9 protein-coding genes are annotated in these 14143 nt (G+C 72.8%); 6 read left to right on the forward strand and 3 right to left on the reverse strand.

Features of this window, described 5'->3' with window-relative positions:
* Positions 1 to 29 precede the first annotated feature (29 nt).
* Positions 30 to 1928 (forward strand): potassium transporter Kup, encoded by a 1899-nt coding sequence (locus AB0316_RS18435; protein ID WP_366274511.1) that lies wholly within the window; start codon positions 30 to 32, stop codon positions 1926 to 1928.
* 73 nt (positions 1929 to 2001) lie between these two features.
* Here AB0316_RS18435 and AB0316_RS18440 read toward each other — a convergent pair whose 3' ends face one another.
* Positions 2002 to 3057, reverse strand: a complete 1056-nt coding sequence (locus AB0316_RS18440; RefSeq protein WP_366274513.1) for a zinc-dependent alcohol dehydrogenase family protein — start codon at positions 3055 to 3057, stop codon at positions 2002 to 2004.
* A gap of 171 nt (positions 3058 to 3228) precedes the next feature.
* Between AB0316_RS18440 and AB0316_RS18445 the strand changes: the two genes are divergently transcribed.
* Positions 3229 to 3465, forward strand: a complete 237-nt coding sequence (locus AB0316_RS18445) for a DUF1059 domain-containing protein (protein ID WP_366274514.1) — start codon at positions 3229 to 3231, stop codon at positions 3463 to 3465.
* 162 nt (positions 3466 to 3627) lie between these two features.
* On the opposite strand, the gene AB0316_RS18450 is transcribed toward AB0316_RS18445, so the two are convergent.
* Positions 3628 to 6168 (reverse strand): GH92 family glycosyl hydrolase, encoded by a 2541-nt coding sequence (locus AB0316_RS18450; protein ID WP_366274516.1) that lies wholly within the window; start codon positions 6166 to 6168, stop codon positions 3628 to 3630.
* Between the two features lie 202 nt (positions 6169 to 6370).
* Here AB0316_RS18450 and AB0316_RS18455 point away from each other — a divergent pair, with 202 nt between their 5' ends.
* The 3 genes from AB0316_RS18455 (at position 6371) to AB0316_RS18465 (ending at position 11572) form a co-directional block, all read left to right on the forward strand.
* The gene (locus tag AB0316_RS18455; RefSeq protein ID WP_366274517.1) at positions 6371 to 7273 is read left to right on the forward strand and encodes a glycosyltransferase; all 903 of its coding nucleotides are present in this window, start codon (positions 6371 to 6373) and stop codon (positions 7271 to 7273) included.
* A gap of 141 nt (positions 7274 to 7414) precedes the next feature.
* A complete protein-coding gene (locus AB0316_RS18460; protein ID WP_366274652.1) occupies positions 7415 to 10837 on the forward strand; it encodes an ABC transporter ATP-binding protein in 3423 nt (1140 codons plus the stop codon).
* A gap of 102 nt (positions 10838 to 10939) precedes the next feature.
* Positions 10940 to 11572, forward strand: a complete 633-nt coding sequence (locus tag AB0316_RS18465; RefSeq protein WP_366274518.1) for a trimeric intracellular cation channel family protein — start codon at positions 10940 to 10942, stop codon at positions 11570 to 11572.
* A gap of 181 nt (positions 11573 to 11753) precedes the next feature.
* On the opposite strand, the gene AB0316_RS18470 is transcribed toward AB0316_RS18465, so the two are convergent.
* Entirely contained in the window at positions 11754 to 13643 is a 1890-nt protein-coding gene (locus AB0316_RS18470; protein ID WP_366274520.1) for a DUF222 domain-containing protein, read from the reverse strand.
* A 201-nt stretch (positions 13644 to 13844) separates the two neighbouring features.
* On the opposite strand from AB0316_RS18470, the gene AB0316_RS18475 reads away from it, so the two are divergent.
* Positions 13845 to 14099 (forward strand): hypothetical protein, encoded by a 255-nt coding sequence (locus tag AB0316_RS18475; RefSeq protein WP_366274522.1) that lies wholly within the window; start codon positions 13845 to 13847, stop codon positions 14097 to 14099.
* Positions 14100 to 14143 lie beyond the last annotated feature (44 nt).

Raw genomic sequence — 14143 nt, forward strand, 5'->3', positions numbered from 1 at the left:
GTCGCCCGGGGGTGCAAGGATGGCTCCTCGTGACCAGCACCTCTCGGCGCCCCCATGCGGGCCTGGCCGCCCTCACGGTGGGAGCGCTCGGCGTCGTCTTCGGCGACATCGGGACCTCGCCGCTCTACGCCCTGCAGACCGTCTTCTCGATCGACCACAACATGGTGGCGACCACCCCCGGTGACGTCTTCGGCGTCATCTCGCTCGTCTTCTGGTCGGTCACGCTCATCGTCTCGGTGAAGTACGTCGTCTTCATCCTGCGGGCCGACAACGACGGCGAGGGCGGCGTCATGGCCCTCGCCGCGCTGGCCCGCACGGCGGTCCGCCCGGGAGGCCGGCGCTTCGGCCTGGTGATGCTGCTCGGGGTTCTGGGGGCCTCGCTCTTCTACGGCGACAGCGTCATCACCCCCGCCATCTCGGTCATGTCGGCGATCGAGGGCCTCGGGGTCTCGAGCCCGGGCGTCGCGCATCTCGTCGTCCCGGTCGGGGCGGTCATCATCACGCTGCTCTTCGCCGGCCAGCGCTTCGGCACCGAGCTCGTCGGCCGGTTCTTCGGGCCGATCATGGCGCTGTGGTTCGCGGTGCTCGCGGTCCTCGGTGGGGCGCAGGTGGTCCGGGACCCCTCGGTCATCGCGGGGCTGTCGCCGCACTACGCGGTGCTGTTCGTCGTCGAGCACCCGGTCGTCGCGTTCGTGGCGATGGGCGCGGTCGTGCTGTCGATCACCGGTGCCGAGGCGCTCTATGCCGACATGGGGCACTTCGGCCGGGCCCCCATCCGGCGGGGCTGGTTCCTCGTCGTCTTCCCGGCCCTGACCCTCAACTACCTCGGACAGGGCGCCCTGATCCTGAAGGACCCGTCGACCGCCGAGAGCCCCTTCTTCCACCTGGCTCCCGACGCGCTCGGCATCCCCCTGGTCGTGCTCTCGACGGCGGCGACCATCATCGCCTCGCAGGCGGTCATCTCGGGGGCCTACTCGGTGTCGAGGCAGGCCGAGCGGCTCGGCTACCTGCCCCGACTCACGGTGCGGCAGACCTCGCACCGCGAGCGCGGCCAGATCTACGTCCCCGCCGTGAACTGGACGCTCTACGTCGGGGTCATGGCCCTGCTCCTGCTGTTCGGGTCCTCGGAACGCCTCGCGACGGCATACGGCCTCGCGGTGACGGGCACGTTCCTCATCACCACGACCCTCTTCCTCATCCACGCGCAGGCCGCCTGGGGCTGGAGCCGGCGGCGGCTGCTGCTGCTCGGCATCCCGCTCGCGGCGCTGGAGCTGACGTACTTCGCGGCCAACCTCACGAAGATCACCCACGGCGGGTGGCTGCCGCTCGTCATCGCGACGCTCGTCGCGACGGTGATGCTCACGTGGCAGCGCGGGCGCGGCATCGTGACCGACCGCCGCATCGAGATGGAGGGGCCGCTCGACCCCTTCATCGAGTGGCTGCACACCAACCCGGTGGACAAGGTGCCCGGCACCGCCGTGTTCCTGCACCCCGGCAAGCTCTCGACGCCGCTCGCGCTGCGCGAGAACGCCACCTTCAACCACGTCATCCACGAGCTGGTCCTCATCGTCAGCATCTCCTCCGAGAACGTGCCGTTCGTCGACGACGCCGAGCGCATCGAGCTCGACCACCTCGGCGACCCCTACGACGCGATCACGCACCTCACGCTGCGCTTCGGCTTCCAGGAGGAGCAGGACGTGCCGCGCGCCCTCGCCCTGTGCCGGAGGCAGGAGATCGTCGACGTCGACCCCGACACGGCGTACTACTTCCTCTCGCGGATCTCCCTCGAGCGCGGCGCCGCGACGACGATGCCGCCCTGGCGCAAGCGCCTCTTCCTCGCGCTCGCACACAACGCGGCGTCACCGACGGGCTACTTCAAGCTCCCCGAGGACCGCACCGTCTCGATGGGCGCCACCGTCAGCATCTGACCGATGGCGTATGCCGTGTCGCCGGGTCCGTGGTCGCGCGGGGCCGGTCAGCGGGGCCGGTCAGCGGGGCCGGTCAGCGGCTGGGGTCGATGACGGTGATGCCGGCGACCGCGGCCCGGTCGAAGCCGGGGAGCAGGGCGGCCGCCTCCTCGAGCCCGACGGTGCGCTCGACGAGCCGTTGCGGCTGGAGCCGGCCCTGCTCGATGAGCTGCAGCATGCCGGGGTAGTCGCCCGCGGCCATGCCGTGGCTGCCGAGCACGTCCAGCTCCCAGGCGATCACCCGGTCCATCGGCACGCGGGGGTGACCCGACACCGGGGGCAGCAGGCCGACCTGCACGTGCCGGCCGCGGCGACGCAGCCCGCGGATCGCCTGGGCGCAGGTCTGCTCGCTGCCGACGGCGTCGACGGACACGTGGCTGCCTCCGCCGGTCAGCTCGGCCACCAGGGCGGGGACGTCGGTGTCACCGCTGCTGCTGGTGTCCCCGGCCTCCACGGTGTGGTCGGCACCGAGGGCCTTCGCCGCCTCGAGCGCCTGCGGGTTGCGGTCGACGGCGACCACGCGTGCACCGAGGGCCTTGGCGATCATCACGCTGCTCAGTCCCACGCCTCCCGCACCGACGACGGTGACCCACTCGCCGTCGCGGACACGCGCCCGGGCGACCAGGGCACGGTAGGCGGTGGCGAACCGGCAGCCGAGGCTCGCCGCCGTGGCGAGGTCGACCGCGTCCGGGACGGCGACGAGGTTCGTGTCCGCGGCGTGCAGGGCCACCTGCTCGGCGAAGGATCCCCAATGCGTGAAGCCGGGCTGCTCCTGGTGAGGGCAGACCTGGGCGTCGCCGGCCAGGCACCACTCGCACCGGCCGCAGCCGCAGACGAAGGGCACCGTCACCCGGTCACCCACCGACCACCGGCGCACGCCGTCACCCACCTGGGTGACCACGCCGGCCAGCTCGTGTCCCGGGACGTGCGGGAAGGCGATCTCGTCGTGCCCCGCCCAGGCGTGCCAGTCGCTGCGGCACAGCCCGGTCGCCGCCACCTCCACGACGACCCCGCCGGGCGGGGCGGTGGGCGCCTGGACCTCGCGGACCTGCGGCTGGGCTCGGACGGCATCGACGACGACGGCACGCATCCGGCGATCATGGCAGGCGCACAGCCGGTGCGTTCAGGAGCCCTCGGAGTTGTCGGGGCTTCTGACCGCTGCCGTCCTCGTCGCGGGAACAGCGACCTTGCGAAGGCGCCGTCACACTTCGCGCGTCCCGTTCGTCATCAGGGCAAGAGCACCGATCGAAGGAGTCGAACCATGAAGACGATGAGCTGCCGAGACCTCGGTGGACCGTGCGACGTCGCGCACCGCGGCGAGAACGCGGACGAGGTCATCAAGGCCCAGGACCGACACCTCAAGGAGGCCGAGCGTGCCGGTGACGCCACGCACCAGCAGGCCCGCGATGCCATGAAGAGCCGCTGGCGCCACCCCAGGCAGTCGATGGGCTGGTACCGCGACACGAAGGCGGCCTTCGAGGCCCTTCCCGAGGGCTGAGGCACGGCCGAGGCGCTTGGGGCCCCGGTCGCACCAGAGGGCCCCGTGGTACGGCGAAGGCCCGGTGGTACGGCGAAGGCCCGGTGGCAGCCGCTCACGCGCGCTGCCACCGGGCCCTCTCGGTCTTTCCTGGCCGGAAGCCGTCCGGTCAGTGCCGTCCGGTCAGTGCCGTCCGGTCAGTGCCGTCCGGTCGGCCGTCGGCCTGCTGTAGTCGGCATCCGGCCCGGACGGCGGGGTCACCGCGTCGGAGGCCGCCCAGCCGGTCGGGCGTGACGCCAGCGTGAAGGCCAGCCGGCCACCCCGGTGCACCTCGCGAAGCGGCAGCCAGGAGCTCGCATACGCCCTGCCGTCGAGCGAGAGCCCGGCGATGAACGGGCTCGCGGTGGCGTCCCGGTCGGTCTGCAGGCGCAGCGGCTTGTTGCCGAGCCACAGCGTCACCGCGGGGAACCGTGGCGTGGACAGGGCCAGCCCGGGGGCCGACGCGACGGTCGGGTACATCCCGAGGGCCGCGAAGACGTACCAGCTCGACAGCGCGCCCATGTCGTCATTGCCCGGCAGGCCGTCCCGATCGGTGCCGAACGTCACGTCCATGAGCTTCTGCACGACGTACTGCGTCGAGGCCGGAGAGCCTGCCCAGTTGTAGGCCCACGGAGCGTTGAAGCCCATCTCGTTGCCCATGTAGAAGGTGTCCGAGTCCTGGCCGCCGTTGAGCTGCTGCATGGTCGGCGTGGTCGACAGCGAGGAGTCCACCGAGAAGAGCCGGTCGAGGCGGGCGACGGCCTGCTCCTTGCCGCCGATCGCCTCGACGAGGTCGGTCCAGGCGTAGCCGAAGGACCAGAAGTAGTTCGGCTCGGTCGACTCGTGGAAGGTTCCCGGCAGCAGCCTGCCGGGCGTGCCGGGTGTCGTCGGCGCCTCTCGGGTGGCGATGCTGCCGGTGGCCGGGTCGAAGATGTTGCGCCACCAGCCGGCTCGGTCGTAGAGCTTGGCCAGGTCGGCGTCGGTGACGCGGACGCGGGGGTCGTGGCGGACCGACGCGGGAAGCGCCTGGAGGAAGGCTGCCGCGGCGCGGTCGCTGTTCCAGCGCTCGATGTTGCTCGAGGACCACTCCGGGCTCGGGTAGTAGCCGTCACGGAGGTACTGCTCCGAGCTGGCCATGCTCTTGTTGCCGTTGCAGGCGCTCGACGGGTCGAAGACCGACTGCTTGACGAGCCTGGCGGCGGTCGTGACGTCGAAGTCCTTCACGCCGAAGGCGTACGCGCCGGCGAGGACCGGCAGGGCGTTGTCGCCGGCCATGGGCGTGGAGTCGTCGCTCGCGTCGACCCAGTGCGGGAAGGCCCCGCACTGCTGGGCGTCCACCACCAGCGACTGCATCATCTCCGCGGACTCCTTCGGAGCCAGGAGCGCGAGGAGCTGGGCCTGGGAGCGGTAGGTGTCCCACATCGAGAAGCTGCTGTAGTGGGTGGTGTAGCCGCCGCGCCCGCCGCCCGGCCGCGTGTAGCGGTAGTCGGCGACGTTCGCCACCGCGCGCGGTGCGACCCCACCCGTCGTGTCCACCCCGGTGGGGAAAGGCTTCTCGGCTCCCATGCTGCGGAAGTCGCCGTTGACGTCGGAGTAGACCGTCGGTGAGCCGAAGACCCGGTAGAGGGCGGTGTAGAACTTCACGAGGTCGGCACGCTGCGCTGCCGTGAGCGCACCGGGGTTCGCGGCCCGGTCGACCTGCACGGTGTTGAGCCGGGTGTTCCACGCCGCCTCGGCCGCGCGCCGGGTCTGCTCGAAGGACGAGGACCGGTTCTCGGTGTGCAGGTTGAGCTTGGCGTTCGCGACGCTGACCGCCGAGATGCCCACGCGCATGGTGAGCGTCGGGTCGGAGGCGGGCAGCTCGTAGTGCAGCAGCGCGGCGCCGTCGCGGACGGTGTTGACGCCGGCCGGGTCGGTCGGCCCGCCCGTGGCGAGCGGCCGGTCGAGCTCGGCGTAGAAGTAGACCGGGGAGTTCCAGGGCGTGCCGTAGGGCGTGCAGAAGGCCGGGGCGACGGCCATGCCGGACAGCACGCGCCCGTGGTTGCCCACCTCGAGCGACACGTGGTCGGGCGTGATCTTGCCGGCCTCGGTGCGCCGGTTGCTGTTGCCGTTGAGCCGGGTGTCGATGGAGAAGTAGCCCGAGCCGGCGTCCGGGTAGGTGAAGCGCGCCAGACCGGTGCGGGTCGTGGCGGTGAGGCCGACCTTGACCTGGTCGTCCATCGTGACGCCGTAGTAGCCCGGCGACGCCGACTCGGTGGCGGTGTGGAAGGGGACGCCCCTCGGCACGCCGGTGCTCGACGCGACGGGTGTGGCGGTGGCCGAGGGCATCATCCCCACCGCGCCCTCGCCGGGGCAGCCGACCCCGTTGAGGTGAGTGAGGCTGAAGAAGTTGATCCGTCCGGTCGTGGCGCCGGGCGGGTTCAGGTAGCCGCCCGAGCCGTTGAAGTTGGTCCTGGGCATGTCGGGCCCGAAGTTCGTGAACCCGAACGGCACCTTGGCGCCCGGGTTGTCGTTGCCGGCGTAGCCACTCGTCGGTGACACGGCGGTCCCGATGAAGGGATCGACGAACTGGGTCAGGGGCAGCACCTGGCGGTGGTGCGGCGGGACGGCCCGGTGGTCGGAGTCCGCGCTCGCCGCCCCTCCGGTCGCGCCGGCGAGCAGGCCGGCGGTCGTGAGAGCGACCACCCACCTGCCCCTGGTTCTCGGAAGGTGCATGTCGGTTCTCCTCCTGCCGGCTTCTTCGCCGGCGTCGGCTCTGGCCCTGAGCCCGCCACGCTAGGGAGGGCCCTGCACAGCGGGCAATCCGAGATGTCCGTCTTGTCCGATCCGGTCGGCTGGTCGGACAGGTCCCGAGCCTGAGCGCTCACGGGCGGGGTAAGCGTCCGCCGTGACAGGACCTGACGAGCGCCTGACGGTGGTGGTCATCACCCACAACCGCTGCGCGGAGCTGGACCGCACGCTGTCCTCGCTCGAGCGCCTGCCCGAGCAGCCGCCGGTGATCGTCGTCGACAACGGCTCGTCCGACGGCACCAGCGGGATGGTCAGGACCAGACACCCTGCCGCCGAGCTCGTGACCGCCGGCGAGAACCTCGGAGCCGTGGGCCGCAACGTCGGTGTCCACCGGGCCACGACGCCCTACGTCGCCTTCTGCGACGACGACACGTGGTACGACCCCGGCGCGCTCACCCTCGCGGCCGACCTGCTCGACGCGCACCCGACGCTGGCCGTCGTCACCGGCAGCATCCGCGTCGAGCCGGACGGGAGGCTCGACGGGATCTGTGAGGAAATGGCGCAGAGCCCGATCGAGTGCCCGCCGGGCCTGCCCGGGCACCCGCTGCTCAGCTTCCTGGCGGGGGTGTCGGTGGTGCGCCGTCGGGCGTTCCTCGAGGCGGGCGGCTTCTCGGAACGGCTGTGGCTGGGCGGTGAGGAGGAACTGCTCGCCTCGGACCTCGTGCGGTCCGGGTGGCACCTGGCCTACGTCCCCGAGGTCGTCGCCCACCACCACGCCTCGGTCCTGCGCGACGCGCACCTCAGGCGACGACACGGCATACGCAACACGCTGTGGTTCACCTGGCTCCGACGACCACTCGGAAGCGCGGTGCGCCGCACGGCCAGGCTCCTCGTGCGGCTGCCGCGCGACCGCGTGACCGCCCAGGGCGTTCTCGACGCGTTGCGGGGTGCCCGGTGGGTGGCTCGCGAACGCCGGGTCGTGCCGCCCGAGGTGGAGCAGGGCTACCGGCTGCTCGAGGAGTCGCAGCTGAACGGCCGGTCGCGTCGCTACGTGTCGTGAGGGGGCCCGAAAATCGGGCGACGGCTGTCGGCGGCCCGTCCTAGGGTCTCGTCAGTGACCTCGACGCGACTGGACTCGCACCGCTCCGAGACGGCTCCGGCGGCGCCGCGCGACGTCCACCGATCCGTCGACTGGCGGCGGCTGCGCAACCCCGTGGCGGTGTGGGCGCTGGTGGCCTGCGCGATCGCCGCGGTCGGTTCCTCCCTCGGCTCGCTCCTCGCCGGCCGCCTGGCCGAGCACGCCACGACCACGCTCGTCGAGCTGCTCGCCGTGTGCGTCGTCGGTGCGGCGCTGCTCGACACCGTGGGCCGCACGCTCTGGGCCGGGTCGGTCGACCGTGCCGAGGGGCGCCTGCGAGCCGACCTCCTCGACGCCGCGATGCACCAGCCGCTTAGGGCCCTCAACGACCAGGCGGTCGGCGAGGTGCTCGACCGCGTCGACGACGACACGCACGAGGTCGGCGCGCTGCTGCGCCAGAGCGCCTGGCAGGCCATCCGTACCGTGCTCGCGTCCGGGCCGTTGTGGATCGTGGCCGGCACCACGTGGTGGCCGGCGTTCATCCTCTTCCCGCTCGCGGGGCTCGGGGCCGTCGCCGTGGTGCGGCCCCTGCTGCCGCAGGTGTCCGCCCGCAAGGTGGAGGAGGAGATGGCGTGGACCGACCACGCCGCCGCCCTCGAGGAGGGGGTGGCCGCCCGCAACGACCTGCGCGCCAGCCTCGGCCAGGCCCATGTCGTACGCCGGTGCACCGAGCTCGCCGCCACCGTGCACCGCCGCTTCGCCATCGTGCTGGGCCTCGAGAGCCGGATCGGGAGACGCACCGGCTCGCTGCTCCACGCCGTGCTCGCGGGCACGGCGCTCGTCGGAGTGGCCCTCGTCGTCGGCGACCGCCTCGACACGGCCGCGCTCGTGACACTTTTCCTCGTCACCACGATGTTCGTGGGCCAGGTCGACATGCTGGCGCGCCACCTCCCCGACCTGCAGGCCGGCTTCGGCGCGGTGCTGCGGCTGCGTGGACTCCTCGACGCGGAACGCGAGCCCGTCGGCGGGGCGGACCTGCCCGACGGTCCGCTCGACGTCGCGTTCCGCGACCTGCACTTCGCGTACGCCGGTGGCCGGTTCGCGCTCGAGCACGTCGACCTACGGGTCCCCGCCGGCACGACGTGCGCACTCGTCGGGCGCACCGGCTCGGGCAAGTCGACGCTGGCCTCGTTGCTCTCGCGCGCCGTCGAGCCCGAGCGCGGCACCGTGCTGCTCGGTGGTGTGGACGTGCTCGACGTCGACCTGCAGCAGCTGCGGTCCGCCGTCGGCGTCGTGACCCAGCGGACCGAGATCCTCGCCGGCACGCTGGCCGAGAACATCACCCTGTTCGAGCCGGTCACACGCGCGCAGGTGGAGGGCGCGATCACCGAGCTGGGCCTGGACGACTGGGTGGCCGGCCTGCCCGACGGGCTGGACACGGTGCTGGGCCCCGGTGGCACCACCCTGTCGTCGGGGGAGGAGCAGCTCGTCGCCTTCGCGCGGCTGCTCGTCCGCGACGTCCGCGTCGTGGTGCTCGACGAGGCCACCGCCCGCATGGACCGGGTCACCGAGACCCAGGTGGTCCGCGCCGCCGAGCGGCTGCTCGCCGGACGCACCGGGCTGCTCGTCGCCCACCGCCTCTCGACGACGGAGCGCGCCGAGCAGGTGGCCGTGCTCGAGTCCGGTCACGTGGTGCAGCAGGGCCCACGCGCCCGGCTGGCGTCGCAGGAGGGGCCCTTCCGCGCCCTGCTGGTGGCATCGGCCGAGACCGGCGAGACCATGGTCCCCGGCCCTGCGGCGGTGGGACAGGTCGGCACGGCTCGCCGCACCGGCACCGCGCCCCCGGCGCCGGAGCTGCGGCCCACACCCGGTCTGGCTCGGGCGACCGCGTCGGCCCTGTTCATCGAGCCGCAGTGGGGCCTCGTCAGCGTGGGACTCTTCCTCGTCTCCGCGCTGACCGGCGCCTTCGGCGCCCTCACGGGCTGGATCTGGGGGCACCTCGTCGTGGCGCTGCAGCAGGGGCAGAGCCCGACCGGGCTGACGGTCGCGCTGGTCGCCTCGCTGATGCTCTCGCCGCTGATGCTCGCCGAGGCGTTCCGCCGCTACCCCCGGTGGTGGATCTCGGTCATGCTGCGCGCGCGCTCAGCCGTCCTCGTCGGCCAGACGGCGCAGCACCGGCTGGAGCCGACGCCGCCGGGGGAGGCCGTTGCCCGCACGATGGACGCCGACCGGCTCGCGCGCTATGCCGACCGCTGGGTCGACTTCGTCAACGGCCTTGTCATCGCCGGTGTGACCGCGGCGGTCGCCGGGAGCTGGGTGGCCGGTGCCGTGTTGCTCGCGGTGATGGCGGCCTCGGCCCTGGCCTCGTCGTTGGGGCGGCGCGTCGCAGGCCGCTCCGCGGCGGCCTCGGCCGCTGCACGCGCCCGGTTCGGACGCTCGCTGGTCTCGGCGCTCGACTCGGTGCGCACCATCAAGCTCGCCGCCTCGACGCCCAGCGTCCACGCCCACCTGAGGGAGGTCGACTCCGGGCGCGTGGAGGCGGCGGTGCGTGAGCACCGCGTGCAGGCGCTGCTCGACGGTGTGCCGGTCGTGCTCGTGCAGTGCGGCGTGGTGGCGGCTTGGGCCCTGCTCGTGATGGGGGAGTGGGGCCTGGCCACGGCCCTGCTCGTCGCCGGGGCCGTCAACGGCTTCGACTGGTTCGGCCGGGTGGCCGGGTCCGTCATCACCGAGGCCCCGGGCACCAAGGCGTGGATGCAGGCCACCAGCCGGCTCGCCGGCGGCGGTGACCTGATGCACGTCACGACGGGGGTCGACCTCGTCCACGGCGCAGCCCCGGCTCCGGCGCCAGTCGAGCGGGAGCCGCTGCGCACCCTCGAGCTCACGGGTGTCACGGCGGTGCACGACGACGGGACACTGGGCGCCACCGACGTCGACCTGACGGTGCACGCCCGCGAGCTGGTGCTGCTCCTCGGCCAGGTCGGCTCCGGCAAGTCGAGCCTGCTCTCGGCGCTGGCCGGGCTCATCAGCTCCCGCGGCGAGATCCGCTGGAACGGCCAGTCGGTGTCCGACGCGCAGGCGTTCCTGCGACCCGGTCGGGTGGCCCACGTCGCACAGGTGCCGCTCGTGCTGTCGGGCACCTTCAGCGACAACGTGCGACTCGACCACGCCGACCGTGAGGTCATGCCCGCGCTGCAGGCTGCCCGGATGGGCGCCGACGTGGACGCGGCCGGCGGGCCCGATTCCCTGGTCGGCCACCGCGGCGTCCGGCTCTCGGGTGGGCAGGTGCAGCGGCTGGCGCTCGCGCGAGCCCTCGCCTGCGACGCCGAGCTGCTCCTCGCTGACGACGTGTCGTCCGCGCTCGACTCCGCCACCGAGATCGAGCTGTGGTCCACCCTGCGGGAGCGGGGTGCCACGGTGATCGGAGCCACCTCCAAGCGCGCCGCCCTGGCCCAGGCCGACCGCGTCGTGGTGCTCGTCGAGGGTCAGGTGGCCGCGGTCGGGCCTTGGGTCGAGCTGTCGGACGACTGGGGTCACCTCGCGGGCTGACCGGGTGCGTATGGCACTGGGACGCGAACGGCTCAACGGCGATGTGCACCGTCCGTGCGCGTAGCGTGTCGGCATGAGCGCAGCTGTCGAGGAGGCGCCGAGGTGATCCACGTCAGCACGCTGCTGCTCGCGCTGGACCTGGCCGGGACCGCGGTCTTCGCCCTGAACGGGGCACTGACCGCGGTCAGGGCGGCCCGCCTCGACATCGTCGGGGTCCTCACCCTGGGGATCGTCACGGCGATCGGCGGTGGCATCGTGCGTGACGTCATCATCGGCTACCTGCCGCCGTCGACGTTCCGCGACTGGCGCTATCTCGTTGTGGCCGCGACCGGTGCGCTGGTCGCGTTCGTCTGGGGCCGCAGGCTCGACCGGATGACCTTCGCCATCGACGTCTTCGACGCGCTCGGCCTCAGCTTCTTCGCCGTGACCGGGGCCAGCAAGGCACTCGATGCGGGTCTCGGACCGATCCAGGCCATGGTGCTCGGGGCCATCACCGGGGTGGGCGGGGGAACGATCCGGGACGTGATGATCGGGCGCGTCCCCACCGTGCTCAGCAGCGGGTTGTATGCCATCCCGGCCCTCGTCGGTGCCGCCATCACCGTCGTGGCCGCCGAGCTCGGCCTTCGGGGCTGGCCCGCCGCCGTCGTGGCCGTCGTGGCCTGCTTCGTCATCAGGCTCGTGGGCATCCGCTACGACCTCAACGCGCCGGAGCCGCCCGGAACGCAACGGGCCTGACCCAGGTCGGCCCCCGCGGCCGCTTCGAGCGGCGCGGCGACCTGGAGGTGCCGGCGGCCCTGGACGTCCCGGCGGCCCTGGACGTCCCGGCGGCCCTGGACGGGTCGGCGACCCGCGCCCTGCGCTGCCCCCGGACGTGCCAGCGACCCCGCCGGTGGTGGCGGGGTGTGGGGCGTGGTGGTCAGGTGTGCCAGGTGACGCCGAGGGCGGTGATGGTGGCGGTGAGGTCGCGTTCGTGGACCTCGGTGTGGTGTCGCTGGCAGAGCAGGGCGCTGTTGGACACGCAGGTCGTGCCGCCGTGGCGCCAGTGGACGACGTGGTGGGCTTCGCACCAGGTGGCCGGAACGGTGCAGCCGGGGTAGGTGCAGCCTTTGTCGCGGTGGATCAGGGCCAGGCGTTGGCCCCGGGTGAACAGGCGCCGGCTGCGGCCGACGTCGAGGGGTTCGCTGTCGGTGCCGAGGACGACGGGGATGATCTCGGCGTCGCACGCCATCCGCCGCACCACGCCGGGGGACAGGACGTCACCGGAGAGGGTGGTGCCGGTGCCTGTATTGGTGAGGTCGCCGAGGAGGGTGTCCCAGTCGATGAGGACGACGACCTTGGCCTTGTCGGTGACCGGGACGCCATCGGCGGCGGCGACGCCGCGCTGCACCATCGTCAGCAGGGCTTCGAGGCGGCGCCGGGCGAAGCTGCGAGTGTCGTCGCTGATCTTGTGGCCGTGCTCGTCGGTGACGGGGGCGGGCGCGGAGAGCGGGTCGATGGCGGCTTTGACGATGGCGGCCGCCTCCGGGTCGAGGGTGGCGCGCAGGCCGACCATGCCGGTGGCGGTGGGCTGGGTGAACCACAGGCCGCGAGCGTCACGGCGCCGGTGGTCGAGCCGGTCCTCGTCCTTGGGTGGGCGGATCTGTTCGGTGTGGTGCCGGGCGAGGCGGGCGAGCTCCTCAGGGCGCAGCTGCGCGGCCTGGTCGGTGAGGTCGGCGATCGCGGTGGCGAGGTCGGCGGGGTCGGCGATGGGGTGGGTGCGGGTGTGGAAGTCGATGATCTGGGCGGCGTGGCCGACGGTGACCTGTTGGGTGGCGACGAGCATCCGTAGCCGGGCCCACCGGGTTTCGGTCAGGGCGGTGCCGACGGTGACGAAGGCTTTGGCCTGTGCGGCGGTCAGGGACGGGTCGTGCCGGCGGAGCCAGTCGGTGCGGGACAGGCCTTCGGGGGCGTCGGTGCCGCGGGCGGCGAGCTCGGCGATGATCGTGACGAGGGTGACCTCGTAGGTGCGGCGTTGTGCGGCGACCCGCTCCGCAGCGGCGGTCAGGTCGAGGTCCGCGTGGGTGGTGAGGCCGAACCCGGCCATCGCGGCGACCTCGATCGCGTCCAACGTCTCGGGCCGGCTCCCGGTGCCGTGGTCGCGGTCGGCGTGGGCGGCGGCGTGGGCGTCTATCGCGGCGAGCCAGGCGGGGTCGTCGATCATCTGCTGGTAGCCGGCCTCGTCGAGCCACTGCACCTGGTCCAGGTCCAGCGACTCCAGTTCCTCGGCTGAGTTGCCTCCCCACGGCCCGGCCGGTGCCCCGGCCGGTCGGGTATGCGGGGCGACCCGCCGGGTCCGCCGCCGAGCGGCCGCGGCGTCGCACGCGCTCTCACCGTCGCCGGCACCGGCGTCAGCGTCGGCGGCATCGGCGGCATTGGCCAGCTTGGCTGGCTGGTGCTCGGATCCGTCGGCGGGTCCCGCCTGCGCCGACTGCGCCGGCCCTGGCTCCCGGAACCACTCCGACCACGCCGGCTGCGCGGCTTGAGCGGGACCGGCTGTCGGGGCGAAGAACGCCGACCCGGCCGGCTGGGCGAAGAGGGCCGAGTCGGCCGACTGCGAGGCATGAGCCCACTCCGACCCCTCGCGCGCCTGGGTGAAGAAGGCCGACCCCACCGACCGCGCGGACAGCTGCGAGGGAGCGGACGGCATACGCCCCGCGAAGCGCTCCCAGAACCCGCCCTCGGCCACCCCACCCGCGGCGCGCTGACGCGCCTCGAGGTCGGTGAGCCGGCTCCGGAGGAGCTCGAGCTTCGATGGTTCTGGGGCCATGAGTCGAACATACATTCGATCACCGACAGTGGATCGGGCTCATCCGCAGCAGGGACCTGCGTCGACGAGACCCCGATGGGTAGGACAACAGATGCCGGTCCGTCCGACCGGAACGAGCGCCGCCGGGGAGTTCCCGACGGTGACGTCTTCCGGTCCGGCAACCGGCCCAGCGGAAGACCGCACGATCGAAGGGAGCGAACCGTGCCCGAGAACCCTGACGCCCAGCCGCGCACCGAGCCTGCGACGCAGGCGGCTTCGTCCGTTCGGCGCGAGCCGTTTGCAGGGACGGCGGAGGAGCGGGAGCCCGAGAGGGACGCGATCCCGGACGGCCCACACGCGCCGGGTGACCCGGGCGACGACGAGCTCGAGGCTCAGGCGGCCGACGACTTCTTCCATGACCGGCCGGCCGCGACCTCCGCGCGAGTCTTCGACCCCGGCTCAGACGCAGCTTCGTGACGAGGGGTTGCTGAGCCCGTCGCGTAGTGCGGCGCGCGGTTTGA

It is taken from the genome of Terrabacter sp. NPDC080008 (assembly GCF_040702505.1).
GTDB lineage: Bacteria > Actinomycetota > Actinomycetes > Actinomycetales > Dermatophilaceae > Terrabacter.

Excerpts from the sequence above, each read along its gene's own strand:
- AB0316_RS18440 (WP_366274513.1), bottom strand. The coding sequence starts at position 3,057 with ATGCGTGCCGTCGTCGTCGATGCCGTCCGAGCCCAGCCGCAGGTCCGC.
- AB0316_RS18445 (WP_366274514.1), top strand. The coding sequence starts at position 3,229 with ATGAAGACGATGAGCTGCCGAGACCTCGGTGGACCGTGCGACGTCGCG.
- AB0316_RS18470 (WP_366274520.1), bottom strand. The coding sequence starts at position 13,643 with ATGGCCCCAGAACCATCGAAGCTCGAGCTCCTCCGGAGCCGGCTCACC.